The organism is Mycolicibacterium sp. ND9-15 (assembly GCF_035918395.1).
Taxonomy (GTDB): Bacteria; Actinomycetota; Actinomycetes; order Mycobacteriales; family Mycobacteriaceae; genus Mycobacterium.
The window spans coordinates 3511630-3538620 of sequence record NZ_CP142362.1 but is presented as its reverse complement, the minus strand read 5'-3'; the positions used below and the strand labels follow the sequence as shown (position 1 = coordinate 3538620).

Genomic DNA, 26991 nt, shown 5'->3' with positions numbered 1-26991 from the left:
CGACGGCCGTCGAAAACCGACGGGCTACTGGCCCGCCGCCCGCGGAAGATCGAAGTGACGGGCGAATGGCGCGTAGTCCAGATGCTCGAAGATCGGATCCTCGTCGTCGATTTCCAGCACCACCGACCCCGGCCGCCTCAGCCGCGACGGCACGACGTCGAACTCGGGGTCGTCGGTGTTCTCCACACCCAGCCGCGAGCGAGCGATGCGCTGTGCGCGCCTGCGACGCAACCGCTCCTCGATCCGCGTCTGGCGGCGTAGGTAGCCCAGGTACAGCACGGAGATCCCGCTGACCGCGCCGCACAGCCACCACAACGCCGAGCTCATCGTGAACGACGCCGCGGCGGTGACCACCAACAGCGCGCCCATCGCCATCAGCATCCGCTTGCGGAACCTGTACTTGCGCTCGCTCACCGCGACCGCCGTCTTCGACTCGTACCGGCGCCGGCGCGCTTCCGACAGCGAGTCGGCCATCCGTAGGTCGGCCTCCGATGGCGCCTCCAGTCCGGACGAATCGTCGACGGTCTCATACTCGTCCTGCGCGTCGGCGTCGGGATCGTCCTCTTCCTCGTCGACGGCCTCCTCGACGATTTCCTCTTCATCCGCGGAATCGTCGAATTGCACTGTCAGCTCGTCGTTTTCGGTGGCTTGCCGATCGGACTCCCCAAGGGGCAGTGCACCCGAGTCCTCGCCGATGACGTCCACATCGAGATAGTCGGGTTCAGCGCCGGCTTCGACGTCGACGGCAGCGGAGCGCACCACCGCGCGGCTCACGGGTTCCTCTTCGACCTCGTCGTCGAGATCCTCTTCGGACGGGCGCCAGTCCGGATCGCTGGCGTGGCCCGCCGCCGGGCCGTGGCGCCGCAGCAGTCGCGCGTTGCGGCCGCCGTTGAGCACCCGCGTGGCAAGCGCGACGTCGCTGGTCCGGCGCACGGTGTCGCGCTTGCTGATCAGCATCGGCACGAGCACGAAGAGCCAGAGGACGACGAGGGATATCCACAGAAGGGACTGGGGGATGCTTGGCATGTCGCCTGCTCCTTTCCCCTAGAGGCTAGGTCCGTGACCTGCGCATCCGTGAGCGGCGCGCCGAGACAATTACACACCTGTAATTCACTGCTGACAAGCACCAACAGTCACAAATGTCACATTGGTAACAGCTGGGGCTGCTTCAGCGTCGCGAAATCTGCACCAGGGTCGCGATTTCGCTCGTAGGACAGCCCTTGCGCAGATTTCGGCGAAGCTAAAGCCCTATGCCCAGGCGGCGCGTCCCCGCCGCACCAGCGCGGCGGCCGCCGACCCGGTGAGCTCCTCGGTCGTGATGGCCACCAGCAGATGGTCGCGCCAGGCACCGTCGACATCGAGATATCGGCGCAGCAGCCCCTCCTCGCGGAAGCCGACCTTCGCGAGAACCGCACGGCTCGCGGCGTTCTCCGGGCGCACGGTCGCTTCGACACGATGCAATCCGACCGGTCCGAAACAGTGGTCGACCCCCAGAGCAAGCGCGGCGGTCGCGACGCCGCCGCCGTTGACCGCCTTGGCCACCCAGTACCCGATCCACGCCGACCGCAGGGCGCCGTGCGTCACGTTGCCGATCGTGAGCTGCCCGCAGAACTGGCCGTCCAATTCGATTACGTATGGCAGCATCCGGCCCTTGCGGGCCTCGGACCGCAGTCCCGAACACACCGAGGGCCACGACATGATCGCATGCCGCGCCTCCCAGTCCACGCCGGCAGCCGGTTCCCACGGCTCGAGGTGCGCACGGTCGGCCAGTCGGATGCGGCTCCATTGCGCACCGTCCCGCAACCGGACCGGACGCAACCGCACCACACCGGCGGCCACCCGCAGCGGACCGGCCGGCACCGGCCATCCCGGATGCACGGAACTCGACCGCCACAAGTTCACCTCGACACCGCGAGTTCAGCCGCGCTGGGCCAGAAACGCGACGTCGACGATCTCGCCGGTACGGACCTGGTCGGCCTCGGGCGGCACGACCACCAGACAGTTCGCCTCGGCCAAAGTGGCCAGCAGATGCGACGACGCGCCCGGCGCCCCGCCGAGAGCCTGGACGAGGTACTCGCCGGTGTCCTGATCCCGCATGAGCTGACCGCGCAGATACCCCGTCCGCCCGGCCACCGACTCGATCGGCGACAGGGTGCGGGCCTGCACGATCCGACGGTGCGCCTGCCGCTTGCCCAGCGACAGACGGATCAGCGGCCGGACCATCACCTCGAAAACCACCAGCGCGCTGACCGGGTTGGCGGGCAGCAGGAAGACCGGCACGCCCTCGCGGCCGAGCTGGCCGAACCCCTGCACCGAACCGGGGTGCATCGCGATCCGGGTCACCTCCATCTCACCCAGTTCGGCGAGCACCGATCGGACCGCCTCGGCGGCCACCCCGCCGACCGCGCCGGCGATCACCACCGCTTCGGCGCGGTTGAGCTGGCCCTCGACGACCTCCCGGAGCCGTTTGGGATCGGTGTCGACGATGCCGACGCGGTTCACCTCGGCGCCGGCATCACGGCCGGCGGCGGCCAGCGCGTAGGAGTTCACGTCGTAGACCTGACCGTTGCCCGGGGTGCGGGAGATGTCGACCAGCTCACCGCCCACACACATCACCGACAGCCGCGGCCGCGGGTGCACCAAGACGCGTTCCCGGCCCACCGCGGCCAGCAGGCCGACCTGCGCGGGACCGATGATTGCGCCCGCCCGCACCGCGACGTCGCCGGGCTGAACATCGTCGCCGGTCCGACGTACATAGGCGCCCGACCGCACGCCGCGCAACACGGTCACCCGCGCATCGCCGCCGTCGGTCCAGCGCAGCGGGAGCACGGCGTCGGCGAGCGTCGGCATCGGAGCGCCGGTCTGCACACGCGCGGCCTGGCGCGGTTGCAGGCGACTCGGGGTGCGGGCGCCCGCCTCGATGACACCCATCACCGGCAGGCTTACCTCGGCGTCGGCCGCCTCTTCCCCTTCGCCGTCATCGCCGACCCCGAGGACGTCGACACTGCGGACCGCATAACCGTCGATCGCGGCCTGGTCGAATCCGGGCAGTGGACGCTCTGTGACGACCTCCTCGGCGCACATCAAGCCCTGCGCCTCGGCAATCGCCACGCGGACCGGCCGCGGCGCCACCGCCGCAGCCGCAACCCGTGCCTGCTGTTCCTCGACCGAACGCACTGCACCCCTATCTATGCGTCAGGGCTGTCAGCAGTCGATCAGCCCCAATCGCTCCACCAACCACTGCCGGAGTTCCGGCCCGTAGTCATCGCGCTTCAACGCAAAGTCAACCGCAGCCTTGAGGTAGCCTCCGGGATTTCCGAGGTCGTGTCGAGAGCCACGGTGCACGACCACGTGCACGGGATGCCCCTCGTTGATGAGCAACGCGACCGCGTCGGTCAACTGGATCTCCCCGCCCGCACCGCGCGGAACCCGCCGCAGCGCGTCGAAGATGGCCCGGTCGAGCACGTACCGGCCCGCCGCGGCGTACGGCGACGGCGCGTCCTCGGCCTTGGGCTTCTCGTACATGCCCTTGACGCGCAGCACGTTCGGGTTGTTGGTGTCGGCGACGGGCTCGACATCGAAGACGCCGTAGGCGCTTATCTCTTCGCGCGGCACCTCGATCGCACACAGCACCGAGCCGCCACGCTTGGCACGGACCTTCGACATGGTCTCGAGCACGCCGGTCGGGAGCACAAGGTCGTCGGGCAGCAATACCGCGATCGCGTCCTCGTCCGGACCCAGCGTCGGTTCCACGCAGCTGACCGCGTGGCCGAGGCCCAGCGGCTCGGCCTGCACGACCGACTCGACCTTGATCAGGGCCGGCGCGCGCCGCACCTTCTCCAGCATCGATGTCTTGCCGCGGGCCTCCAGCGTGCCCTCGAGCACGAGGTCCTCGACGAAGTGCGCGACGACGCCGTCCTTGCCCTCGGAGGTGACGATGACCAGCCGCTTTGCGCCGCCCTCGGCCGCTTCCGCGGCGACCAGCTCGATGCCCGGGGTGTCCACAACGGGCAGCAGTTCCTTGGGCACCGTCTTGGTGGCGGGCAGGAATCGGGTGCCGAGCCCCGCCGCAGGAACCACCGCCGTATACGGGATCGGTACCAGAGGCCGTGTCATCGTTCACACATTAACCTCCAGGGGCAGGCTGGCCCTGCCGAAGCCGGGTGAGTGAAGCGATTGGGAAGCGATGACGTGAGCGCGACGAAAGCGGATCTTCGCGCCGCGATTCTGACGGCCCGCCGGGCACTGGCCGCGCATGAACACGACTCCGAGGCGAATGTGTTGAGCAGGCACGCGACGACGCTCGTCGCGGCCGGAGAGACCGTGTGCGCCTACGTCCCGGTCGGGTCCGAACCCGGCTCCCTCGAGCTGATCGACTCTCTTCACCGCCGCGGTGTCCGCGTGCTGCTGCCGGTGGCACGGCACGACGCTGCCGGGATTCCGCAGCCGCTGCAGTGGGGCCAGTACACACCGGGCGAGTTGGTGGAGGCGCGGTTCGGGCTCCGGGAGCCCGCCCCTCCGTGGCTGGCGCCAGAGACCATCACGGTCGCCAGGACGCTCCTGGTACCCGCGCTCGCCGTCGATCGGGCCGGTGTGCGGCTTGGCCGTGGCGCGGGTTTCTACGACCGGTCGCTGCGGCTGGCGGCGCGGTCGGCGCGGGTGGTCGCGGTCGTGCGCGACGACGAGTTCGTCGACCGGTTGCCCGCCGAACCACACGACGTGTTGATGACCCACGCGCTGACACCGCGGCGCGGGCTGGTGGCCCTCGGTCGGCCGGGAATGACGCACGCCACGTAGCGGTTCTAGCACTTGAGCCGGTAGAGTGCTAATAGTTTTGACCACCACGGAGGGTTTCGTGCCTACCTATTCGTATGCGTGCACTGAGTGTGGCGACCGGTTCGACGCGGTTCAGGCGTTCAGCGATGCCTCGTTGACCACCTGCGACAAGTGCAACGGTCGTCTGCGCAAGCTCTTCGGAAACGTCGGAGTGGTGTTCAAGGGCAGCGGCTTCTACCGCACCGACAGCCGCGAATCCGCCAAGAGTTCGTCCAACGGGTCCAGTGGTGAATCCGGCAGCACCTCGGAGTCGAGCTCGTCCTCCGAGAAGTCGTCTTCCGAGAAGTCGTCTTCCGAGAAGTCCTCTTCGGAGAAGTCGAGCGCCGGCTCGTCGAGCGACTCCGGCTCCACCGCGGTGGCCGCCGCGTCGAGCTGACGCTCAAGTTATCCACAAGCGGGTTGGTATCTCGCCCACCGCGGTTCTGCGCTGCCTAACTTGGCGGCATGGGGGACTCGCTCAATCCGTCGCCGCTCCATCGGCTGACCGGGATGCTGCGCCCGGACTGGACGCGCACGGTCCTGGCCCGTCGGATCGCCGCGAGCGGGTTGGTGGTGCTTGCCGCCGTCGCCGCACTGCGCCCAGATCCCGATGACGAGCGCATCGACGCGGTCGTCGCGGCGCGCGATCTGAGCCCGGGCAGCGCGCTGACGGCCGATGACGTCCGGATTGAAACACTCAGTGCCGCCACCGTTCCCGATGGCATTCAGTCGGATGTCGAGGCGGTGCTCGGTACCACGCTGACCGGCCCGGTTCGTCGCGGCGAGGCGCTCACCGACGTGCGCCTGTTGAGTCCGCGGCTCGCCGAAGCGGCGGCGGGTCCCATGGCACGCATCGTGCCGCTGTCCCTCGACGAAACGGCGGTGCTCGACCTCATCCGTCCGGGCGACGTTGTCGACGTGCTGGCCGCCGGCCCCGAATCCGACGCCCGGCCAACGATTGTCGCGACCGACGCGATCGTCGTGCTGGTGTCCGCGAAGCCCTCGGGGGTAGGCGCCGGCACGGATCGGGTCGTGCTGGTGGCGCTGCCGGCCCATGCCGCCAACGAGGTGGCGGCCGCGACGCTGGTGCAGACGGTCACGCTGACGCTGCACTGAGGTTGTTGGTGCCGGCGTTTCCGCCCCCGGCAGATTCCAACGCGGCTAACGTGCGTAACTGTCGGCCGAATACCACAAGGAGGATCCGAGACAATGTTGAAGGGCTTCAAAGAATTCCTCGCCCGAGGCAACATCGTCGACCTGTCGGTCGCGGTGGTCATCGGCACGGCGTTCACTGGGCTGGTCACCAAGTTCACCGACAGCATCATCCAACCGCTGATCAACCGTATCGGCGCGGGCGGTGAATCCGACTATGGCATTCTGCGCATCGGAATCGGCGGCGGTCAGACGATCGACCTGAACGTGCTGCTGTCGGCGGCCATCAACTTCATCCTCGTCGCGGCGGTGGTGTACTTCCTCGTCGTCATGCCCTACAACCGGCTGCGCAAGAAGGGCGAGGTCGAACAGGCCCAGGACACCGAGCTGACCCTGCTGACCGAGATCCGCAACATCCTCGCCGAGACCAACGGATCGAGTGGCGCGCACTCGGCCGGTCCGGGCACCGGCCCCGATCCCGACACCGCGAAGACGACAAGCGCCGACAAGTCCTGACAATGACCACAAAACGGCCCCCGGAAAAATCCGGGGGCTGTTCTGTTCCTCGGGAGAGCGTTGGTCAGTTCATGTTCCAGGGCTCGCCGTAGGTGGTGACACTGTCACCGGCCGAGGAGATCAGCCGAGCGAACGGACGCAACAACACACCACCGGCCGCACCGGTCACCGTGCCGTGCGCATTCGACACCGCCACACCGCCATTGGCGCGCGCCACATCGACCGAGAACGTCGCAACCTCCTGGATCCCCGGACCGTTGCCGAGATCGGCGCTGATCGACACCCCGGGAAACAGGTTCGGCGTGGTGAGAAAGCCGGTATTGAGGCTGGCGAACGGAAACGGCGGCGCCTGGTCGAGCAGCACGTTCGGCGTGGTGTAGCTGAAGTTGATCCCCACCCCCAGCGACCACGGGAAGCCGATCTGATACCCCAGCTCCAACGTGCCCTCGAACTCCTCAGCGCCCGGGCCGGCCACGGTGTACTTCGCACGCCCACTGTGGAACCACTCCCGCGTCAACCGGTTGCGGTCAAGGGGAAACACCCCGTTGAGGAACGTGTCCCACTGCTGAATCGTCAGCGTCCGGTCCTTGCCGTCGACCAAGCTCAACTCGTTGTCCAGCCCCGCGTGAGAGGTGCCCGTACTCACGAACAACGACGCGATGGCCGCCACCATCGCGACCAGCACCCGACCGAAAACCTTCATGCTCTCCCTAGCTAGTCGGCGCGGGCCCACGGTGGTCCCGCATCTGCTGTCAGCGTCGACACGAGGAACATAACGGTGCCGAGGCGAACCGGCAACGCGAGCGTACGAGCGCCACAGCCTCCGGCCCTTCCCCGGCCACCGTTTGCTGGATTCCAAATCTGCGCGCGATTCGACGCTTGCGTCAACGGGTTCTGGGGCCTGCCCTGCATGTCGCGACGGGTCGTGCGCCAGGTTTCCGCTGCAACTGTTCTCGGGAGGCCATGTGCTGCAGAGCCACCGGCGAACGCGCACGCTCAACGATGATTGCGGCGCGGTGACAACCTGTGATCAAGATCACCAGCAAAGCGGCTCTCTTGTTTACCAATTGGCAACGACGCGTTTGGCCTCGCGTCAGCGAGACGAAACAGCCCCCGGGGTTCTCCGGGGGCTGTTCTGTTGCTCGGGAGAGCGTTGGTCAGTTCATGTTCCAGGGCTCGCCGTAGGTGGTGACACTGTCACCGGCCGAGGAGATCAGCCGAGCGAACGGACGCAACAACACACCACCGGCCGCACCGGTCACCGTGCCGTGCGCATTCGACACCGCCACACCGCCATTGGCGCCCGCCACATCGACCGAGAACGTCGCAACCTCTTGGATCCCCGGACCGTTGCCGAGATCGGCGCTGATCGACACCCCGGGAAACAGGTTCGGCGTGGTGAGAAAGCCGGTATTGAGGCTGGCGAACGGAAACGGCGGCGCCTGGTCGAGCAGCACGTTCGGCGTGGTGTAGCTGAAGTTGATCCCCACCCCCAGCGACCACGGGAAGCCGATCTGATACCCCAGCTCCAACGTGCCCTCGAACTCCTCAGCGCCCGGGCCGGCCACGGTGTACTTGGCACGCCCACTGTGGAACCACTCCCGCGTCAACCGGTTGCGGTCAAGGGGAAACACCCCGTTGAGGAACGTGTCCCACTGCTGAATCGTCAGCGTCCGGTCCTTGCCGTCGACCAAGCTCAACTCGTTGTCCAGCCCCGCGTGAGAGGTGCCCGTACTCACGAACAACGACGCGATGGCCGCCACCATCGCGACCAGCACCCGACCGAAAACCTTCATGCTCCCCCTAGCTGTGCCGACGGTGAGCCCCTAACTCACCGCCCTCTGTTGCTGGTGCCTGGTCCTGACACCACACGGGGCACGGCCCCACGTACCGCAGATGAGAAACCTCACATACGGCTGTTACGTGATGCTCATCGTTGACACGAGGAACATAACGGTCGGGCACCAGCCCGGCAACGTGAGATCGCGCAAGAGCAGCGGAGCGTTACCTCACCTGCCCATTTGCTCTGGGGAGGGCCATGGAGCGGCGCGGTCCCCGCCGTTACCCACCGATAACCCGGACGGCGAACCGGTGACTTCGCCCAGCACGTGTTCGGCTCGGCAGAGGTCAGAATCGTCACCGGAGCTACGAGAGCGTGATACGTCAAAGATGGTGCGGCGGACGGTTTTCCCGTAACCAACGATCACGATCGGCTTCGTCTTCGGGGGTGGGGAAGTCGCGCTCGTCATCCGAAATCCGCGGAACGTCCTCGCCGAAAACCTCGTCGATGGTTTCCCGGCGGCGCTTCGACCGGTCACCCATTTCGGCTCATTTTGTGACGAAGATCACATTTTGTGCCATCAGCCGCTGCTACGGGTCAGATGTCGAGGCTGGACAGCTGGCCGATGACTTGAACCGCCAGCGGATTGAGCGTGGCCATACCGTCGCGCACCGCGGCGCGGGAGCCGGCGAGGTTGACCACGAGCGTGCTACCCGAGATGCCCGCAAGCCCGCGCGACACCCCGGCGTCGGTGATACCCGCGGACAACCCGGAGGCCCGCAACGCCTCGGAGATGCCGAGGAGTTCCCGGTCGAGGATGTCCAGGGTGGCCTCGGGAGTGACGTCGCGGGGAGTGACGCCCGTGCCACCGACGGACACCACCAGATCCACCCCGCCGATCACCGCGGTGTTGAGAGCGTTGCGGATCTCGACCTCGTCGGACGACACGACGACGACGCCGTCGACGACGAATCCCGCCTCGCCGAGCAATTCGGTGACCAGCGGACCGCTGTGGTCCTCCTCATCGCCGTGTGCGGTGCGATCGTCGACCACGACGACCAGCGCCCGGCCCACCAACTCCCCTGGCTGCTCCATGAGCTCAACCGTATATGTGGGTCGCGACATGGGCGCGGCCACTCTCAACGTCCTCGAGTCCGTCGGGGTGCTCACTGCTGGGCCTTGCCGAGCGTGACCTGGACCGTCTGCGACTTACCCGACGGGTCGAGATAGGACAGCGTGACCTTGTCCCCCGGCGCCCTGGAGCGAATCGCCGCGACCAGCGCGTCGGCGCTGCCGATCACCCGGTCGTCGACCTTGGTGACCACGACCCCGCTCGGCAGGCCCGCCGCAGCGGCGGCGCCACCATCGGTGACCTCGACGATCCGCGCGCCGTCGATCGACGCGTCGTTGCCCACCTGCACACCGAGCGAAGCGTGCGCCGCGGTGCCGTTCTTGATCAACTCATCGGCGATCCTCTTGGCCTGATCGACCGGGATCGCGAAGCCAAGGCCGATAGAACCGCTCTGGGCCTGAGGCCCGGCGTCGGCGCCCAACGTGGCGATCGCGGAGTTGACGCCGATCAGTTCCCCGTTCATGTTGACCAGCGCACCGCCGGAGTTGCCGGGGTTGATCGCGGCGTCGGTCTGGATCGCGTCGAGCACGGTGTTCTGGTTGCGGGCGTCACCGCTGGCGGCAACCGGCCGGTTCAGGGCGCTGATGATGCCGGTGGTCACCGTGCCCTCCAGGCCGAGCGGCGAGCCGACGGCGACCACGTCCTGGCCGACCTGCAGGTCGGACGACGAGCCGATGGTGATCGGAGTGAGGTCCGAGACCCCCTGGGCTCGGACAACGGCGATATCGCTGCTCGGGTCGGTGCCGACGACTGTGAAGGGGGCGGTCCGACCGTTGGAGAAGGTCACCTTGGTCTGCCCGGGGGGACCGGCGCCCGGGCCCGCCGGGCCGGCCGGATCTGCAGAGCCGGCGGCCGACACGACGTGGTTGTTGGTCAGGATCAACCCGTCGGAGGACAGGACGACGCCCGACCCCTCTTCAGACGCCCGCCCCATGTCGGTTTCGAGCTTGACGACGCTGGGCACCACCTTCGCGGCGACTTGTTCGACGGAGCCAGCGGGCAGGCTGGCTGCGGGCACACTGGGCGCGGCACCGTTGACCGACGACGACGCCGAGTGGTGGTCCGGTTGCGCCAGGAGCGCCACCCCACCGCCGATGCCGGCGGAGACGACCGCTACAGCCAACGCGCCGACCGTCAATGCACCGGCGCGAGAACGCTTTTGCGGCGGCTGGCCGGACAGTGGCTGCGGTGCACCGCGGTAGGGGTCAAACGGCACCCGCAACTGCGGGGGCTGCTGGGTCGCGTAACGCCAGTCGTACGGCTGCTGCTGCTGGTAGGGGCCCGGGCGCTGGGCGCCACCGGGGTAGCCGGGCACCGCATGCCCGGGAGCGATCGGCCGGCGGCCGGGTGGCGGGGGCGGCGGCGAGTACCTCGGGTGGTTCGTCATGTCGCTCGGGCTCTTCCTGTTCTTTTCCGGTCTTCCGGTCCCTGTCATCTGCACAACGTCGGACGCATGGCCAACAGTGCCCAGCCGGGCTGAGAATCCACTTAGAGAACGTTCGGGACTCACCCAAAGTTCGTTCCCCCGTTCCCGCCACTGTCAATCATCGTCGACGGCGGCCTGCTGCGGGGCTACTCGGCGGGGGCGTGTCGGGGAACGACCCACTCGCTCGGCTGCTCGACCGTGGGCCGACCCGACAGCACGACGTGCATCGAGGTGCCCGGCGGCTGCCCACCGGGCACGGTGTCCTCGATGCGCACTGAACCACCGTGCTTGAGCACAACCTGTTTCACGATCGCCAACCCCAGGCCCGATCCGGACATCGACCTGGCCGTCGTCGACCGGTAGAACCGTTCGAACACCAGCGGTCGCTCCTGTGGCGGAATGCCCGGGCCGTAATCGGAGACCACCAACTCGGCGTGCATCGGATCGATCTGGCTCAAGCGCACGGTAACCCGGCCGCCCTGGGGGCTCCACTTCGCCGCGTTGTCGAGCAGGTTGAGCACGGCGCGCCCCAGCCCGGCATCGTCGCCGTAGACCAGCCACGGTGTGGTCGTCACCTCGAACTCGATGTCGTTGCGACGGCGGCGAACTCGTTCCAGCGAGCGGTCCACGATCTCGGCGACGTCCACGAACTCGTGCACGGTGACGCCCGCGTCGTCACGCGTCAGGTCGACCAGATCACCGACCAGGGTCGACAACTCCTCGATCTGGGCGATGACGTCGGCGCGCAGGTCCGCCATTTCCTCGTCCGGCAACCGCGGTGCGCCGGGGGCCATCGACGCCATCAGCAGTTCGACGTTGGTGCGCAACGACGTCAGCGGTGTGCGCAGCTCGTGGCCGGCGTCGGTGACCAGGCGGGCCTGGCGTTCCCGGGACTCGGCCAGGGCACGCAGCATCATGTTGAACGCCTCGGTGAGACGGGCGAGTTCGTCGCTGCCGAACACCGGAATGGGGCGCAGGTCATCGGTGCGTGCCACCCGCTCGGCGGCCTCGGTCAGCCGCGCCACGGGACGCAGGCCCGCGCGCGCGACGGCACCACCCGCCATTGCGGCGACCGCGACGCCGACTCCTCCGACGATGATCAGCACCGTGCTCAGTCGTTGAAGCAGCTGAGCGGTGGGCACCATGCTCTTGGAGATCAGCAGGGAGCTGTCGTTCGACAGGTGCATCGCCAGTACCCGCTGATGGTTGACCGTACGCAGCGACATGATCAGATCCCCGCGCAGCACCGCTTTCTCGGGGTCGCCGAGCGGTAGCGTCTCCCCCTCCTGGTTGGCCGTGAAGATGGCTCGGCCCGGAATCACCAGCATCGCGTTGACGTCGGAGTACGCGGTGCCCTCGATCGCCTTGCTCGGATCTGCCTGCAGGGATCCGCTCTCGATGAGAAGGCGAGCCCGGCTGCGTAGTTGGTTGTCGACGTCGTCGTACAGTGCGCGGGACACCACTGCCCAGACGGCCACGGCCATCAGGACCACCACCATCGCCACCATCGACATCGCCAACAGCATCACGCGCCACCGCAGCGACACCGAACTGGTTCTCGACGGCGGACGAAGCGAATCGGGTTGTGGCGCAGACCCGTAATTCGGCGCGGACATCACGGAGGCGTTTCGCGCAGAACATAACCCACCCCGCGCACGGTGTGGATCAGTCGCGGCTCTCCTGCGGCTTCGGTCTTGCGGCGCAGATAACCGACATACACCTCGAGGGCGTTGCCGGATGTCGGGAAGTCGAATCCCCACACCTCTTCGAGAATGCGGCTGCGGGTCAACACCCGGCGGGGGTTGGCGATGAGCATCTCGAGCAGCGCGAATTCGGTGCGCGTCAGGCTTATCTGACGTTGCCCCCTGGTGACCTCACGGGTGACGGGGTCAAGGGACAGGTCGGAGAACGTCATCGCGGCCGTCTCGGCTCCGTCGACAGGACCGGTGCGGCGCAGCAGCGCCCGCATTCGGGCCAACAGTTCCTCGAGGGCGAACGGCTTCGGCAGGTAGTCGTCGGCGCCGGCGTCCAGGCCGGCCACCCGCTCGGAGACCGAGTCCCGCGCCGTCAGCACCAAGATCGGCAGGTCGTCACCGGTGCTGCGCAGCTGACGGCACACCTCCAGGCCGTCCAACCGGGGCATCATCACATCGAGCACCAGGGCGTCGGGCCGATCGGTGGCGATCCGGTTGAGAGCCTCGAGGCCGTCCTCTGCGAGTTCGACGGAGTAACCGTTGAAGGAAAGAGACCGGCGCAGCGACTCGCGCACCGCGCGATCGTCGTCGACGACAAGTATGCGCACAGCCACAGTGTCATCCCCCTGTCTGAGACTGACCTGAGAGGCGCGCCGCCGGAGCCGCTTGCCGGCGACATTCGACCGAAGCCGCTCCGGCGGCGGACATCCGGCCCCGCGCTACCGGCGGTCGAGGTCGATCAGGCCGAGACGGGCCGCCTTGAGCAGCCGGCGCGGCACCTTGTGCTGCTGACCGGCGACGTTGACGCCCACGAGTTCGGTGCGCTTGGCCTTCCACTGCGAGCGCCGGCTCCGGGTGTTCGAGCGCGACATCCTGCGCTTGGGCACAGCCATGATCGGGTCTCCTCTTGAGGGGGTGAGTCTGGCGCCGCGCACATGTCAGGCGACGGCAAGTGCCCTTCAGGATAGCCAACGACCTGCGTAGCCTCCAAAACGGCGACTCCGCTGACCCGAACCTTGACGCGATACCGTCGGTCATCGCTAACCTACCGGCTGGTTGGTGGCGGCCGCGACGAAGGGAGCCCGCGTGACCTCTGCTCGCGATACGGTCCGCATCGGCAACTGTTCGGGGTTCTACGGCGACCGGCTCGACGCGATGCGCGAGATGCTGACCGGAGGCGACCTCGACTACCTGACCGGCGACTACCTCGCCGAGTTGACCATGCTCATCCTGGCCCGGGACCGCGCCAAATCAGCCGACCGCGGCTACGCGAAGACCTTCCTGACCCAGCTCGAGGAGAGCCTCGGGCTGGCGCTTGATCGCGGCGTGCGGATCGTCGCCAATGCGGGCGGACTCAACCCGGCGGGGTTGGCCGACGCGGTGCGCGCGCTCGCCGAGCGGTTGGGGTTGACGGTCAACGTCGCGCACGTGGAGGGTGACGACCTCATCGCGCGCGCCGACGAGCTAGGGTTCGGAGCCGCCACGGCGGCGACATCGGGGACCGGCTCAGTCCTGGCGGCCAACGCCTACCTCGGCGCGTGGGGCATCGTCGACTGCCTCGACGCGGGCGCCGATGTCGTGGTGACCGGCCGGGTGACCGACGCGTCGGTGATCGTCGGGCCCGCCGCGGCGCACCACGGCTGGGGCCGCACCGACTACGACCGGCTGGCCGGCGCCGTCGCGGCGGGGCATGTCATCGAGTGCGGCGCCCAAGCGACCGGTGGCAACTATGCCTTCTTCACCGAAGTCGCCGATTTGACCTATCCGGGGTTTCCGCTCGCCGAGATCCACTCGGACGGTTCCTCGGTCATCACCAAACACCCCGGCACCGGCGGTGCGGTCACCGTGGGCACCGTGACCGCGCAACTGCTGTACGAGATCAGCGGGGCGCGCTACGCCAACCCCGACGCGACGCTGCGCGTCGACAGCATCGGGCTCACCGACGACGGAGTGGACCGGGTGCGGATCTCCGGCGTGCGGGGTGAGCCGCCGCCACCGACGCTGAAGGTGTCGCTCAACAGCATCGGCGGCTTCCGCAACGAGATGACGCTGGTCCTCACGGGCCTCGACATCGAGGCCAAGGCGGAGCTGGTGCGGCGTCAGCTGGAAGTCGCCCTACCGGTCAAACCCGCCGAGTTGGAGTGGACGCTGGCGCGCACCGACCACACCGACGCCGACACCGAAGAGACGGCGAGCGCCCTGTTGCGATGTGTGGTTCGAGACCCCGATCCCGCCAAGGTGGGTCGCCAGTTCTCCTCCGCCGCCGTCGAACTCGCGCTGGCGAGTTATCCGGGCTTCCACGCCACCAGTCCTCCGGGCCATGGTCAGGTCTACGGCGTGTTCAAGCCGGCGTTCATCGCGGCCACCGAGGTGCCCCACGTCGCCGTGCACGCCGACGGCTCTCGTGTCGAGATACCGGCAGGCGCGCAGACTCTCGAATTGGCGCCCGTGCCACCGTTCGCGCTACCCGAGCCACTTCCGTTCGGCGAAACCGAACGCGCGCCGCTCGGGCTCATCGCGGGCGCCCGCAGCGGGGACAAGGGCGGCAGCGCGAACGTCGGCGTCTGGGTACGTACGGAGCAGCAGTGGCGTTGGCTGTCGCACATGTTGACCATCGAGAAGCTGCGCGAACTCCTGCCCGAGACAACAGATCTGCCCGTCGCGCGCTATCTGCTGCCCAACCTGCGGGCGGTCAACTTCGTCATCGAGGACATCCTCGGCGAGGGCGTCGCCTACCAGGCCCGGTTCGACCCCCAGGCCAAGGGCCTCGGCGAATGGCTGCGCAGCCGTCATGTCGATATCCCAAAGGAGCTGTTGTCGTGAGTATCTGGCACACCCCCGAACGAGAACAACTACGCAAGACCGTACGGACGTTCGCCGAGCGGGAGGTGCTTCCACACGCCGAGGCTTGGGAAGCCAGCGGTGAGTTGCCGCGCGAACTGCACCTCAAGGCCGGGGCGGCAGGACTTTTGGGCGCGGGGTTCCCCGAGGCGGTCGGCGGGGGCGGCGGCGACGGCGCCGATGCGGCGGTGATATGCGAGGAAATGCACTATGCGGGCGCCCCCGGTGGAGTGTTCGCCTCACTGTTCACCTGCGGCATCGCGGTGCCGCACATGATCGCCTCCGGCGACGAGCGGTTGATCGGGACCTACGTGCGGCCGACCCTGCGCGGTGAGAAGATCGGCAGCCTCGCGATCACCGAACCCGGCGGCGGCTCTGACGTCGGCCACCTGACCACAAGAGCAGTCCGCGACGGGAACGACTACATCGTCAACGGCGCCAAGACGTACATCACATCGGGAGTCCGCGCCGACTACGTCGTCACCGCGGTACGGACCGGCGGGCCGGGTGCGGCCGGCATCTCGTTGATCGTGGTGGACAAGGAGACACCGGGGTTTCAGGTCAGCCGCAAGCTCGACAAGATGGGGTGGCGGTCGTCGGACACCGCCGAACTGTCCTACACCGACGTTCGAGTGCCCGCGGAGAACCTGATCGGCGCCGAGAACTCCGGCTTTCTGCAGATCGCGGGGGCGTTCGTCGCCGAACGCGTCGGTCTTGCCGTGCAGGCTTACGCCAGCGCCCAACGCTGCCTCGACCTCACCGTCGATTGGTGCCGCAACCGGGAGACGTTCGGCCGACCGTTGATCTCGCGACAGCAGGTGCAGAACACGCTGGCCGAGATGGCACGCCGCGTCGACGTCGCGCGGGTTTACACCCGCAACGTCGTCGAACGGCAAATTCTTGATGGAGGGCCGGACGGCCCTAACCTGATCGCCGAGGTGTGCTTCGCCAAAAACACCGCTGTCGAGGCCGGCGAATGGGTGGCCAACCAGGCGGTGCAGCTGTTCGGCGGGATGGGCTACATGGCCGAGTCCGAGGTCGAACGCCAGTACCGCGACATGCGCATCCTCGGGATCGGCGGCGGTACCACCGAAATCCTCACCTCACTGGCCGCGAAGACGTTGGGATTCCAATCGTGATGCCACTCCGTGTGAATCGTTGGCGGAAAATCGACCCGGAAATCGCCACAGGTTCACAAACAGCGAAGTGGAGGTCGTGATGACGCCACTACGCTCCACGCTGGACGCCACGTCACCCGCCTACGGTGAGGCGGCGGCCACGATGACCGCCAAGCTCGCCGAACTCGAGGCCGAACACGCCAAAGCGCTGGCGGGTGGCGGCGCCAAGTATGTGCAGCGGCACCACGACCGGGGCAAGCTGACGGCCCGCGAGCGCATCGAACTGCTGCTCGACCTGGACTCGCCGTTTCTGGAGCTGAGCCCGCTCGCCGCGTGGGGCAGCGACTTCACCGTGGGCGCCAGCGTGGTGAGCGGCATCGGCGCCGTCGAGGGCGTCGAATGCCTGATCGTCGCCAACGACCCGACGGTCAAGGGCGGCACCAGCAATCCGTGGACGCTGAGGAAGATCCTGCGCGCCAACCAGATCGCGCTAAAGAACCGGCTTCCGCTCATCTCGCTGGTGGAATCGGGCGGCGCCGACCTGCCGACGCAGAAGGAGATCTTCATCCCCGGCGGCCAGATGTTCCGTGACCTGACGCGGTTGTCGGCGGCCGGCGTTCCGACCATCGCGTTGGTGTTCGGCAACTCCACCGCCGGCGGCGCGTACATCCCCGGCATGTCCGATCACGTCGTGATGATCAAGGAACGCTCGAAGGTGTTCCTGGCCGGGCCGCCGCTGGTGAAGATGGCCACCGGCGAGGAGGCCGACGACGAGTCGCTCGGCGGCGCCGAGATGCACGCGCGCACTTCGGGTCTGGCCGACTACTTCGCGCGCGACGAGCCCGACGCGATCCGCATCGGGCGCCGCATCATCGCCCGGCTGAACTGGCACAAGCAGGGCCCGACGCCCGCGCCGGTCATCGCTCCGGTCTACGATCCGGAGGAACTGGTGGGCATCGTGCCCGCGGATCTGCGAATCCCGTTCGACCCTCGCGACGTGATCGCCCGCGTCGTCGACGGTTCCGAGTTCGACGAGTTCAAGCCGATGTACGGCTCGTCGCTGGTGACGGGTTGGGCGAGACTCTACGGCTACCCGATCGGCGTTCTGGCCAACGCGCGCGGCGTGCTGTTCAGTGAGGAATCGCAGAAGGCGACCCAGTTCATCCAACTGGCGAATCGCTCCGACACTCCACTGTTGTTCCTGCACAACACCACCGGGTACATGGTCGGCCGCAAGTATGAGGAGGGCGGCATGATCAAACACGGCTCGATGATGATCAACGCCGTCTCGAACTCCACCGTTCCGCACATCTCGCTGCTGATCGGCGCCTCCTACGGGGCCGGCCACTACGGTATGTGCGGCCGTGCGTACGACCCGCGGTTCCTGTTCGCCTGGCCCAGCGCGAAGTCGGCGGTGATGGGTGGGACGCAGTTGGCCGGCGTGCTGTCGATCGTCAGCCGCGCGGCCGCCGAAGCCCGCGGACAGCAGGTCAACGAGGACGCCGATGCCGCGCTGAGGGCCGCGGTCGAGGCGCAGATCGACGCCGAGTCTTTGCCGATGTTCCTGTCGGGCCGACTCTACGACGACGGGGTGATCGATCCGCGGGACACCCGCACCGTCCTGGGAATATGTCTGTCGGCCATCGCCAATGGCCCGATCAAGGGGACGTCGAACTTCGGCGTCTTCCGGATGTGAGCGCGCACATGAAGAGATCCCGCCTCGAACGTGAACTTGTGAGCGAATTTCGGCTGATTTTTCGAACACAAGTCAACGTTCGGCGTCCCGGAGGGGCCGCATGATCACTCGAGTCCTGGTGGCCAACCGCGGTGAGATCGCCCGGCGGGTCTTCGCGACATGTCGGCGCCTGGGCATCGGCACCGTCGCGGTCTACACCGACCCTGACGAGCACTCTCCGCACGTCGGTGAGGCGGATGCGCGAGTGCGGCTCGACGGGCGTAACGGATATCTCGACGCCGGTCAGTTGATCGCGGCCGCCCACGCCGCCGGTGCCGACGCGATCCATCCGGGTTACGGGTTTCTCTCGGAGAACGCCGAATTCGCGAACGCGGTGCGGGATGCGGGCCTGACCTGGATCGGGCCGCCACCAACCGCGGTCGCCGCGATGGGCAGCAAGATCGAGGCGAAGAAGATGATGGCCGCCGCCGGCGTGCCCGTCCTCGACGAGCTCGACCCCGACAGCGTCAGCGCCGACCAGTTGCCGGTGCTGATCAAGGCCTCGGCGGGTGGTGGCGGCCGCGGAATGCGCGTCGTGCGCGAATTGTCCGAGCTGGAAGGCCAAGTCGAGGCCGCCCGCCGCGAGGCCGCCTCCGCGTTCGGCGATCCGACCGTGTTCTGCGAGCGCTACCTGGCCACCGGCCACCACGTGGAGGTCCAGATACTCGGCGACGAACACGGCACGGTCTGGGCGGTCGGCGAGCGGGAGTGCTCGATTCAGCGACGCCATCAGAAGATCATCGAAGAAGCCCCCTCACCGTTGGTCGAGCGCACGCCGGGAATGCGCGCCAAGCTTTTCGACGCCGCCCGGCTGGCGGCCGGCGCGATCGGCTACACCGGCGCGGGCACCGTCGAATTCATGGCAGACACCGCGGGTGATTTCTATTTCCTCGAGATGAACACCCGGCTGCAGGTCGAACACCCCGTCACCGAAGAGACCACCGGCCTGGATCTCGTCGAGCTGCAACTCGTCGTCGCCGACGGCGGCCGGCTCGACACCGAACCGCCGCCTTCGCGGGGATACGCGATCGAAGCCCGGCTGTATGCCGAGGACCCGGCCAAGGACTGGCAACCGCAGGCCGGTACCGTGCACCGATTCGAGGTCCCGGCGAACGTCCGTGTGGATTCCGGGATCGTCGACGGTTCGGTGGTGTCCATCTTCTATGACCCGATGCTGGCCAAACTGATCGCCTACGCGCCCAACCGCCGCCGGGCGGCCACCGTGCTCGCCGACGCGTTGACCCGAAGCCGCATCCACGGTCTGCGCACGAACCGCGACCTGCTGGTCAACGTGTTGCGGCATCCGGCGTTTCTCGACGGCGCCACCGACACCTCGTTCTTCGACACCCACGGTCTCGCGGAGTTGGCGACACCGCAGAGTGACGACCAGGCGATCGCGTTGTCCGCCGTGGCCGCCGCGCTGGCCGATGCTGCGCAGAACCGCACCGATGCGACGGTTTTCGCGGCAGCGCCCAGCGGCTGGCGAAATCTGGTGTCGGGCCATCAGGTCAAGCGGTATGCGGACGCCGCCGGCGCCGAACACGAGGTGCGCTACCGGTTCACTCGCTCAGGGCTGGACCTGTCCGCCCACGACGGCATGTCACTCGTCTCCGCGTCACCGGACCGGGTCGTGTTGGTCGTGGGTGGAGTCGACCAACCGTTCGAGGTCGCACGTTACGGCCACGACGTGTACGTCGACTCGCCCTCGGGCCCGGTGCATCTCGTCGCGCTGCCGCGCTTCGGCGATCCCGACGACGCCGTCGACCCCGGTTCGCTGCTGGCGCCGATGCCTGGTTCGGTGCTGCGCATCGGCGCGGCGGTCGGCGACGCCGTCACCGCAGGCCAGGCGCTGGTGTGGCTGGAAGCCATGAAGATGGAGCACACCGTGACGGCCCCCGCCGCCGGTGTGCTCGCCGAACTCAACGTCGAGGTCGGCCAACAGGTCGATGTCGGTACCGTCCTGGCCCGAGTCGAAGGAGAGCAGTGAGCAGTTTCGTCGAGACCGAAGAGCAGCAGGCGTTGCGCGAGGCGGTCGCCGCGATGGCCGCCAACTACGGCCAGGACTACTACCTGGAGAAGGCCCGCACCGATCAGCACACCGACGAGTTGTGGCAGGAGGCGGGCAAACTCGGCTTCATCGGGGTCAACCTGCCCGAGGAGTACGGTGGCGGCGGCGCGGGCATGTACGAGCTGTCGATCGTCATGGAGGAGATGTCGGCCGCGGCGTGTCCGCTGCTGCTGATGGTGGTCTCCCCCGCGATCAACGGCACGATCATCGCCAAGTTCGGCACCGAGGACCAGAAGAGGCGCTGGCTGCCCGGCATCGCCGACGGCTCGATCACGATGGCGTTCGCGATCACCGAACCCGATGCGGGCTCAAACAGCCACCGCATCACCACCACCGCGCGCCGCGACAGCGCCGACTGGATCCTGTCCGGGCAGAAGGTGTTCATCTCCGGTGTCGACCAGGCGCAGGCGGTGCTGGTCGTCGGACGCACAGAGGATCACAGAACGGGCAACCTCAAGCCCGCGCTGTTCATCGTGCCGACCGACGCAAAGGGCTTGAGCGCGACCAAGATCGACATGGAGATCGTCAGCCCGGAGAACCAGTTTCAGCTCTTCCTCGACGAAGTCCGACTGCCCGCCGACGCACTGGTCGGCTCCGAGGACGCCGCGATCGCGCAGCTGTTCGCCGGCCTGAACCCCGAGCGCATCATGGGCGCCGCCAGTGCGGTCGGCATGGGCCGCTTCGCGATCGACAAGGCCGTCGACTACGTCAAGACCCGCCAGGTGTGGAAGACGCCGATCGGTTCGCACCAGGGGCTGTCGCATCCGTTGGCGCAGAACCACATCGAGATCGAACTGGCGAAGTTGATGTTGCAGAAGGCGGCGTCGCTCTACGACGCCGGAGACGACGTCGGCGCCGCCGAGGCGGCGAACATGGCCAAGTATGCCGCCGGTGAGGCATCGGTGCGCGCCGTCGACCAGGCCGTGCAGTCGTTGGGCGGCAACGGGTTGACGAAGGAGTACGGTATCGCCGCCGCGGTGACCGCGTCGAAGCTCGCCCGGATCGCACCGGTCAGCCGGGAGATGATCCTCAACTTCGTCGCGCAGACCTCGCTCGGACTGCCTCGCTCGTACTGATGGAGTCGTACTGATGAGCGCACTCGTCGGTTACGCGGTGGACGGGGCGGTCGCCCGACTCACCCTCGACTCACCAGACAACCGCAACGCGTTGTCGACCGCGCTCGTCGAACAGCTGCACCACCGATTCACCGACGCAGTCGCCGATCCCGGCGTGCGGGTCGTCGTGCTCGGCCATACGGGTGGAACCTTCTGCGCGGGAGCCGATCTCGCTGAAGCTGCGGGACGTGACCCGAGTGAGCTGGCCGTCGACCGCGCCCGCGAGATGACCCGGCTGCTGCGCCGCATTCTGGAGTTGCCGGTCCCCGTTGTCGGTGCGGTCGACGGGCACGTTCGCGCCGGCGGCCTCGGCCTGGTTGGCGCCTGCGACATCGTGGTGGCCGGCCCGCAGAGCACATTTGCGTTGACCGAGGCCCGCATCGGCGTTGCGCCGTCGATCATCTCGCTGACCCTGCTGCCGAAGATGACGGCCCGCGCCGCCGGTCGGTACTTCGTGACCGGGGAGAAGTTCGGGGCGGCAGAGGCCGCCGACATCGGCCTGGTCACCGTCGCCGCCGACGACGTCGACGCCACGGTGGCAGCGCTGGCCACCGCGATCGGCAAGGCGTCACCACAGGGACTCGCGGCGTCGAAGTCCTTGACCACAGCGCCTATTCTGGAGACCTTCGACCGTCATGCCGAGACGCTCACCACGCACTCGGCCGAGTTGTTCGTCTCCGAGGAGGCTCGTGAAGGCATGCTTGCTTTTCTCGAGAAGCGTCCGCCCCGATGGATGCAATAGATGACACACTCGGTTCTCGTCACCGGAGCGACCGGCACGCTCGGTCACCGCGTTGTTCCGGAAGCGGTCGGGGCGGGCCATCGGGTCCGTGCGCTGAGCCGTAAGAGCCGTGTCGGGTATACCGGTGTGAACTGGGCCAGGGGTGACCTGCTCACCGGCGCCGGCGTCGACGCGGCACTCGAGGGCGTCGACGCCGTCATCAACTGCGCCACCCAGTTCGTCGGAGACAAGGACGTCACGTCCATGCAGAACCTCGCGGCGGCGGTGCGCCGGGCCGGTGTCGGCCACGTCGTGCACGTGTCGATCGTCGGCATCGACGACATCCCGCTGCCTTACTACCGGACCAAGCTGCGCGTCGAACAGGCGCTTGCGGACTCCGGTGTTGCCCACACGGTGCTACGGGCGACCCAGTTTCACGACCTGATCGAGCGTATCTTCGCGGTCCAGCGGTTCTCTCCGGCGCTGTGGGCGATGCGCGGCGTGAAGTTCCAGCCGATCGACACCCACGACGTCGCGTCCCGGCTGGTGGAACTTGTCGATGCCGAACCGGCCGGTCGCGCTCCGGACATCGGCGGACCCGAAGTGCACACGCACGCCGAGCTGGCGCGCATCTACCTGGCGGCTCACGACAGCCGCCGCCCGGTGGTGGCGTTCCCGGTGCCCGGCCGCATCGGTGCCGGGTACCGCTCGGGGGCCAACCTGGTGCCCCAGAATCCGGCCGGCACCGTGGGCTTCGCCGACTACCTGGCCACCGAGTAATAGTTTGACTGTCTATCGGCTTCGCCGACATCGATGAGAGCACAGTTTGGCCAACGCTGTTGCGTGTGCCAGCGTTCGTCGTAGGCTCGTACTCGATGAGTAACCCGGCGCCGCGTAACGGTTCGATGCGTGCTGCTGACACCGATCGGATTCAGGTGGCGCAGCTGCTCACCGACGCCGCCGCCCATGGCCAACTTCAACTCAACGAGTATGAGGCCCGGCTGACGCGAGCATACGCCGCACAAACCTACGAGGAGCTCGACCGGCTCTCGGCCGATCTGCCCGGCGCGATCACCCGGGGACGCAGCGGTGGCCCGTGCCGACCCGCACCGTCGACGATGCTGTTGGCGATCATGAGCGGCTTCGAACGCCGCGGCCGGTGGAATGTACCCCGGCGGCTGACCACGATCGCCTTCTTCGGCGGCGGTGTCATCGATTTGCGGTACGCCGACTTCACGTCACCAGAAGTCGAGATTCACGCGTACTCGGTCTTCGGCGGCCAGACCATTCTGGTGCCACCGGAGGTCAACGTCGACCTGCGCGGCGTCGGCGTGATGGGCGCATTCGAGCACTCCGTCGACGGTGAGGGTTCGCCCGGCGCGCCGTGTGTGTGCATCCGTGGCTTCGCGCTGTGGGGAAGCGTCGGCGTCAAGCGCAAGAAGCGCAAGGCCGCCTAACGGCACGCAGGCCGAGCCTGTCTAACGTCTCCGCCGCGAGCGCAGGTAGTCGCCGACCACCGCGGCTCCCAACCCGTCGAGATCTGGTACCACCACCCGTCCTTCGACCCGGCGCGCCACCTGGTCGATGAACCGCGCCAACCCCGGATCGTTGCCCAACCGGAAGATCGTCACCTGCGCCCCGAGCGCGGCGACCTCGTCGAAGCCCTTGACCGTGTGGGCGATGGTCCGCGGATGAGGCGGGTAGTCAAAGAACACGGCAGAGCGGCGATCGTCTCCTGGCTGGCTCTCCAGGTGCGCCGTCGGTTCGCCGTCGGTGACGACGAGGACCACCGGCTGGGCAGTGGGGTGACGGCGCAGATGCCGCCCAGCCAACGCCAGCGCGTGGTGCAGGTTGGTGCCCTGCTCGTAGACGCCCTCCAGCCCGGTGAGTTCGGCCGGCGTCACGGTGCGGGCGTAGCGGCCGAACGCGATGATCTGCAACGCATCAGACCGGAACCGGGTGCCGATGAGGTGGCTGAGCGCCAGCGCCGTACGCTTCATCGGCAACCACCGGTTCTCCATCACCATCGAGAACGAGGTGTCGACCAGCAAGGCCACGGCCGCCTGGGTGCGCGTCTCGGTCTCGGAGATTTCGACGTCGTCGACCGTGATGCGAATCGGGCGTTCGGCCGCCCCGGTTCCGGCCTGTCGCAGCACCGCGTTGGTGAGCGTGCGGGTGACGTTCCACGGCTCGGTGTCACCGAACGCCCAGGGCCGCGTCGCTCCCGTCAGTTCACCTGCCGCGCCGGCACGACGGGTGTCGCGCTCACCGTGCCTGCCCGAGAGTTGTTGTGCCACATCGCGTAACGCAGTCTGGCCCAACTGGCGCATCGCCTTGGGCGACAGCCGCCACTGTCCGTCCGAACCACGGTCCAGGAAGCCCTGATCCATCAGTGCCCGTTCCAGTTCGGTGAGTGTGCGCGCGTCAACGGCCGCCTCGTCGCCGAGTTGACGGGCCAGCATTTCGAGGTCGACGTCCTCCATCGTGGCGCCTGCATAGCTTTGCGAAAGGGCTTCGGCCAACTGCTCGAGTTCGGCGATGTCGGCCATCGCTTGCGCGCCCTCGCCCATGCCCAGCGGGTTGTCGCCGGAGAACTTCGACGACCCGGTCCAGTCCTCCCCCGGCCGCGCCGCCTGCAGATGAGCGTCCAGCCGGTTCAGCGCGTTCATCAACGACGGCGACCCAAACGCCTGCTGCGCCAGCGCATCCAGTTCGGCCCGCTGGTCGGCGCTCAGGCTGTTGCGGAACCGCTGGGCGGCGGCCGCTCGCTGGGCCAGCGAGTCCAGCAACTCGTCGACGTTGCGCGGGTTCTCCGGGAAGAACTCGCCGTGCTTGTTCATGAAGTCCTGAAAGTCCTGCGGCGTGTCCTTGCCCTGGGCGTGCTTGTCCAGCAGCTCGTTGAGATCGTCGAGCATCTCGTTGACACGCTGCCGGTCCTCGTCGGTGGCGTTCTGCAGCGCCTCCTTCATGCCCGCGAACCGCTGATCGAGCATTTCGCGGCCGAGCAGGTCCTTGATCTGGTCGTACTTTTCGCGCGCCTGCGGGCTGCGCCAGTCGTAGTCGGACAGCTCCTGCACGGCTTTGGCCGGCGACGGCGGCAGCGACTCGATGCGCATCTCGTTGAATCTGGCGTCGTCGTCGAGCGCACGGGCCAGCTCCTTGCGCTCGGCCAGTACCGCCTCGTCGAGGAGCTTCTTGATCTCGGCCAGCGTGCCGTCGAGGTTGTTGCGCTGCAGGAGCTCTCGGCGACGACGGTTGGCTTCGGCGGCGAGCTTGTCGGCGCCGCGCATGTTCTTGGTGCCGCGCCGCAACATTTCGGACAGTGCGCGCCTCGGCGAGCTGCCCTCCATCACGTCCTGACCGATCTGCTCGAGCGCCTCGCGCAGGTCGATCGGCGGTGCCAGCGGGTCGGGCCCGCCGGTGTATCGCGAGTACCGCGACGTGTGCTTACTCATGGTCAGCCATATGTGGTTTCGCCTTCGCCCGACACCTTGTCGATCCGCTTGGCCAGATACAGCGCTTCGAGCGCCAGCTCCACGGCGGCGGCACGCTGCCCGTCGCTTTTCGCGTCGAGACGCTTCTGAATCTCGGCGATCGCGGGCACTTCGGGAACCGCGTCCAGCACGTCGCGCGCCGCCACCCGCTCACCCGTGGTGACCGCGGAGCCGTTCTCGATCGCGACCACCAGCGGGCCGACGTCGATACCGCCGAGCAGTCGCTGCGCGGTGTCGGCGGTGGCCCGCCGCAGGAGGTGTTCGAGCACCGCCTGCTCGCGGCCCTCTTCGCCGGACTCGAACTCGAGCTTGCCGCGCAGCACTTCCACGATGGAGGCCAAGTCGATTACCCGGGCCACCGACTCGTGCTCGCCCAGAACCGCCGATCGGTGACGCGCGGCCGCGGCGACCGTTTCGGCGGCCGCGATCGCGAACCGCGCCGACACCCCGGAACGCTGGTCGATCGAGCGGGACTCACGCAGATAGCGGGCGAAGCGGGCGAGCACCTGCACCAGGTACTCGGGCACCTCGGCGGCCAGGTGCGCCTCCTGCATGATGACGCCGACTTCCGCTTTGAGCTCCAGCGGGTAGTGCGTGCGGATCTCGGCGCCGAAGCGGTCCTTGAGCGGGGTGATGATCCGGCCGCGATTCGTGTAGTCCTCGGGGTTGGCACTGGCGACGACGAGAACGTCGAGCGGCAACCGCAGCGTGTAGCCGCGCACCTGGATGTCGCGCTCCTCCATCACGTTGAGCATGGACACCTGGATGCGCTCGGCGAGGTCGGGCAGCTCGTTGATCGCGACGATGCCGCGATGCGCCCGCGGGATGAGGCCGTAGGCGATGGTCTCCGGGTCGCCGAGGCTGCGGCCCTCGGCCACCTTGATCGGGTCGATGTCGCCGACCAGGTCGGCGACGCTGGTGTCCGGGGTGGCCAGCTTCTCGGTGTAGCGCTCGCTGCGGTGCCGCCAGGCGACGGGCAGGTCGTCGCCCGAGTCGGCCGCCCGTCGAATCGACTCGGGAGTGATCGGGCTGAACGGGTGCTCGCCCAGCTCGGAGCCGGCGATCACTGGCGTCCACTCGTCCAGCAGGCCGCTCAGCGCACGAAGCAGCCGAGTCTTGCCCTGACCGCGTTCGCCGAGCAGCACGATGTCGTGGCCGGCGATCAACGCGCGCTCCAGCTGCGGAATGACGGTGTCGTCGAAGCCGAAGATGCCCAGCCACGGGTTGCGGCCCTCGGATAGCGCGGCCAGCAAGTTCTCCCGGATTTCCTGCTTGACGCCGCGCTCGCGGTGGCCGGACGCCCTCAGCTCGCCGACCGTGCGGGGTAGTTCCTGGGGTTGAGTCACCCCTCCACGCTAACCTTCTGCGCGACCGACCGCGTCTG

26 protein-coding genes are annotated in these 26991 nt (G+C 67.8%); 12 read left to right on the top strand and 14 right to left on the bottom strand.

Translation table 11 applies throughout. From position 1 onward, the window contains the following. Positions 1-24: 24 nt before the first annotated feature. The 4 genes from sepX to QGN32_RS16770 all read right to left on the bottom strand — a co-directional run bounded on the left by sepX (position 25) and on the right by QGN32_RS16770 (position 4116). Entirely contained in the window at positions 25-1026 is a 1002-nt protein-coding gene (sepX, locus tag QGN32_RS16785; protein ID WP_326545446.1) for a divisome protein SepX/GlpR, read from the bottom strand. A gap of 222 nt (positions 1027-1248) precedes the next feature. After that, positions 1249-1902, bottom strand: a complete 654-nt coding sequence (locus QGN32_RS16780) for a GNAT family N-acetyltransferase (protein WP_326545445.1) — start codon at positions 1900-1902, stop codon at positions 1249-1251. Between the two features lie 15 nt (positions 1903-1917). Beyond that, complete coding sequence (gene glp / locus QGN32_RS16775) at positions 1918-3177, bottom strand: molybdotransferase-like divisome protein Glp (protein WP_326545444.1); 1260 nt, start codon at positions 3175-3177, stop codon at positions 1918-1920. A 27-nt stretch (positions 3178-3204) separates the two neighbouring features. Then, entirely contained in the window at positions 3205-4116 is a 912-nt protein-coding gene (locus QGN32_RS16770) for a UTP--glucose-1-phosphate uridylyltransferase (RefSeq protein WP_326545443.1), read from the bottom strand. Between the two features lie 75 nt (positions 4117-4191). On the opposite strand from QGN32_RS16770, the gene QGN32_RS16765 reads away from it, so the two are divergent. The 4 genes from QGN32_RS16765 to mscL all read left to right on the top strand — a co-directional run bounded on the left by QGN32_RS16765 (position 4192) and on the right by mscL (position 6483). Beyond that, positions 4192-4797 (top strand): 5-formyltetrahydrofolate cyclo-ligase, encoded by a 606-nt coding sequence (locus QGN32_RS16765; RefSeq protein WP_326545442.1) that lies wholly within the window; start codon positions 4192-4194, stop codon positions 4795-4797. Between the two features lie 58 nt (positions 4798-4855). Then, entirely contained in the window at positions 4856-5212 is a 357-nt protein-coding gene (locus tag QGN32_RS16760; RefSeq protein WP_326545441.1) for an FmdB family zinc ribbon protein, read from the top strand. A 68-nt stretch (positions 5213-5280) separates the two neighbouring features. Next, a complete protein-coding gene (locus tag QGN32_RS16755; RefSeq protein ID WP_326545440.1) occupies positions 5281-5931 on the top strand; it encodes an SAF domain-containing protein in 651 nt (216 codons plus the stop codon). Between the two features lie 93 nt (positions 5932-6024). Then, complete coding sequence (mscL, locus tag QGN32_RS16750) at positions 6025-6483, top strand: large-conductance mechanosensitive channel protein MscL (RefSeq protein WP_326545439.1); 459 nt, start codon at positions 6025-6027, stop codon at positions 6481-6483. Between the two features lie 64 nt (positions 6484-6547). Here the strand turns inward: mscL and mspA (QGN32_RS16745) are convergent, their stop codons facing one another. The 8 genes from mspA (QGN32_RS16745) to rpmF all read right to left on the bottom strand — a co-directional run bounded on the left by mspA (QGN32_RS16745) (position 6548) and on the right by rpmF (position 13408). Continuing rightward, entirely contained in the window at positions 6548-7186 is a 639-nt protein-coding gene (mspA, locus tag QGN32_RS16745; RefSeq protein ID WP_326545438.1) for a porin MspA, read from the bottom strand. A 454-nt stretch (positions 7187-7640) separates the two neighbouring features. Further along, positions 7641-8279, bottom strand: coding sequence for a porin MspA (gene mspA, locus QGN32_RS16740; RefSeq protein WP_326545437.1), 639 nt, complete (start codon positions 8277-8279; stop codon positions 7641-7643). Positions 8280-8646: 367 nt separating this feature from the next. Next, positions 8647-8805 carry a hypothetical protein gene (locus QGN32_RS16735; RefSeq protein ID WP_326545436.1) on the bottom strand — a complete coding sequence of 53 codons (159 nt, stop codon included), beginning with the start codon at positions 8803-8805 and terminating at the stop codon, positions 8647-8649. Positions 8806-8860: 55 nt separating this feature from the next. Beyond that, a complete protein-coding gene (locus QGN32_RS16730; protein WP_326549115.1) occupies positions 8861-9406 on the bottom strand; it encodes a MogA/MoaB family molybdenum cofactor biosynthesis protein in 546 nt (181 codons plus the stop codon). Between the two features lie 23 nt (positions 9407-9429). Next, a complete protein-coding gene (locus tag QGN32_RS16725; RefSeq protein ID WP_326545435.1) occupies positions 9430-10782 on the bottom strand; it encodes a trypsin-like peptidase domain-containing protein in 1353 nt (450 codons plus the stop codon). Positions 10783-10967: 185 nt separating this feature from the next. Beyond that, positions 10968-12437: a HAMP domain-containing sensor histidine kinase gene (locus tag QGN32_RS16720; protein ID WP_326545434.1), complete on the bottom strand. Its 1470-nt coding sequence runs from the start codon at positions 12435-12437 to the stop codon at positions 10968-10970. After that, positions 12437-13123, bottom strand: coding sequence for a response regulator transcription factor (locus tag QGN32_RS16715; protein ID WP_326545433.1), 687 nt, complete (start codon positions 13121-13123; stop codon positions 12437-12439). The genes QGN32_RS16720 and QGN32_RS16715 overlap by 1 nt, the downstream gene beginning before the upstream one ends. A 111-nt stretch (positions 13124-13234) precedes the next feature. Then, positions 13235-13408, bottom strand: coding sequence for a 50S ribosomal protein L32 (gene rpmF, locus QGN32_RS16710; RefSeq protein WP_326545432.1), 174 nt, complete (start codon positions 13406-13408; stop codon positions 13235-13237). 262 nt (positions 13409-13670) lie between these two features. Here rpmF and QGN32_RS16705 point away from each other — a divergent pair, with 262 nt between their 5' ends. From QGN32_RS16705 to QGN32_RS16670, 8 genes are all read left to right on the top strand, one after another. After that, positions 13671-15338, top strand: coding sequence for an acyclic terpene utilization AtuA family protein (locus QGN32_RS16705; RefSeq protein ID WP_326549114.1), 1668 nt, complete (start codon positions 13671-13673; stop codon positions 15336-15338). Further along, the gene (locus QGN32_RS16700; protein WP_326545431.1) at positions 15335-16495 is read left to right on the top strand and encodes an acyl-CoA dehydrogenase family protein; all 1161 of its coding nucleotides are present in this window, start codon (positions 15335-15337) and stop codon (positions 16493-16495) included. Before QGN32_RS16705 ends, QGN32_RS16700 begins: the two co-directional genes overlap by 4 nt. Positions 16496-16574: 79 nt before the next feature. After that, positions 16575-18170 carry an acyl-CoA carboxylase subunit beta gene (locus QGN32_RS16695; RefSeq protein ID WP_326545430.1) on the top strand — a complete coding sequence of 532 codons (1596 nt, stop codon included), beginning with the start codon at positions 16575-16577 and terminating at the stop codon, positions 18168-18170. A 100-nt stretch (positions 18171-18270) separates the two neighbouring features. Continuing rightward, positions 18271-20196: an acetyl/propionyl/methylcrotonyl-CoA carboxylase subunit alpha gene (locus QGN32_RS16690; RefSeq protein ID WP_326545429.1), complete on the top strand. Its 1926-nt coding sequence runs from the start codon at positions 18271-18273 to the stop codon at positions 20194-20196. Further along, positions 20193-21353 (top strand): acyl-CoA dehydrogenase family protein, encoded by a 1161-nt coding sequence (locus QGN32_RS16685; RefSeq protein ID WP_326545428.1) that lies wholly within the window; start codon positions 20193-20195, stop codon positions 21351-21353. The genes QGN32_RS16690 and QGN32_RS16685 overlap by 4 nt, the downstream gene beginning before the upstream one ends. A gap of 13 nt (positions 21354-21366) precedes the next feature. Then, the gene (locus QGN32_RS16680) at positions 21367-22134 is read left to right on the top strand and encodes an enoyl-CoA hydratase family protein (RefSeq protein WP_326545427.1); all 768 of its coding nucleotides are present in this window, start codon (positions 21367-21369) and stop codon (positions 22132-22134) included. Continuing rightward, positions 22135-22893, top strand: coding sequence for an SDR family oxidoreductase (locus QGN32_RS16675; protein ID WP_326545426.1), 759 nt, complete (start codon positions 22135-22137; stop codon positions 22891-22893). A 95-nt stretch (positions 22894-22988) separates the two neighbouring features. Continuing rightward, positions 22989-23570: a DUF1707 SHOCT-like domain-containing protein gene (locus QGN32_RS16670; RefSeq protein WP_326545425.1), complete on the top strand. Its 582-nt coding sequence runs from the start codon at positions 22989-22991 to the stop codon at positions 23568-23570. Between the two features lie 21 nt (positions 23571-23591). Here QGN32_RS16670 and QGN32_RS16665 read toward each other — a convergent pair whose 3' ends face one another. Together QGN32_RS16665 and QGN32_RS16660 are read right to left on the bottom strand one after the other, a co-directional pair. Continuing rightward, a complete protein-coding gene (locus QGN32_RS16665) occupies positions 23592-25568 on the bottom strand; it encodes a VWA domain-containing protein (protein ID WP_326545424.1) in 1977 nt (658 codons plus the stop codon). A gap of 2 nt (positions 25569-25570) precedes the next feature. Further along, the gene (locus QGN32_RS16660) at positions 25571-26953 is read right to left on the bottom strand and encodes a sigma 54-interacting transcriptional regulator (protein ID WP_326545423.1); all 1383 of its coding nucleotides are present in this window, start codon (positions 26951-26953) and stop codon (positions 25571-25573) included. Between the last annotated feature and the right edge of the window lie 38 nt (positions 26954-26991).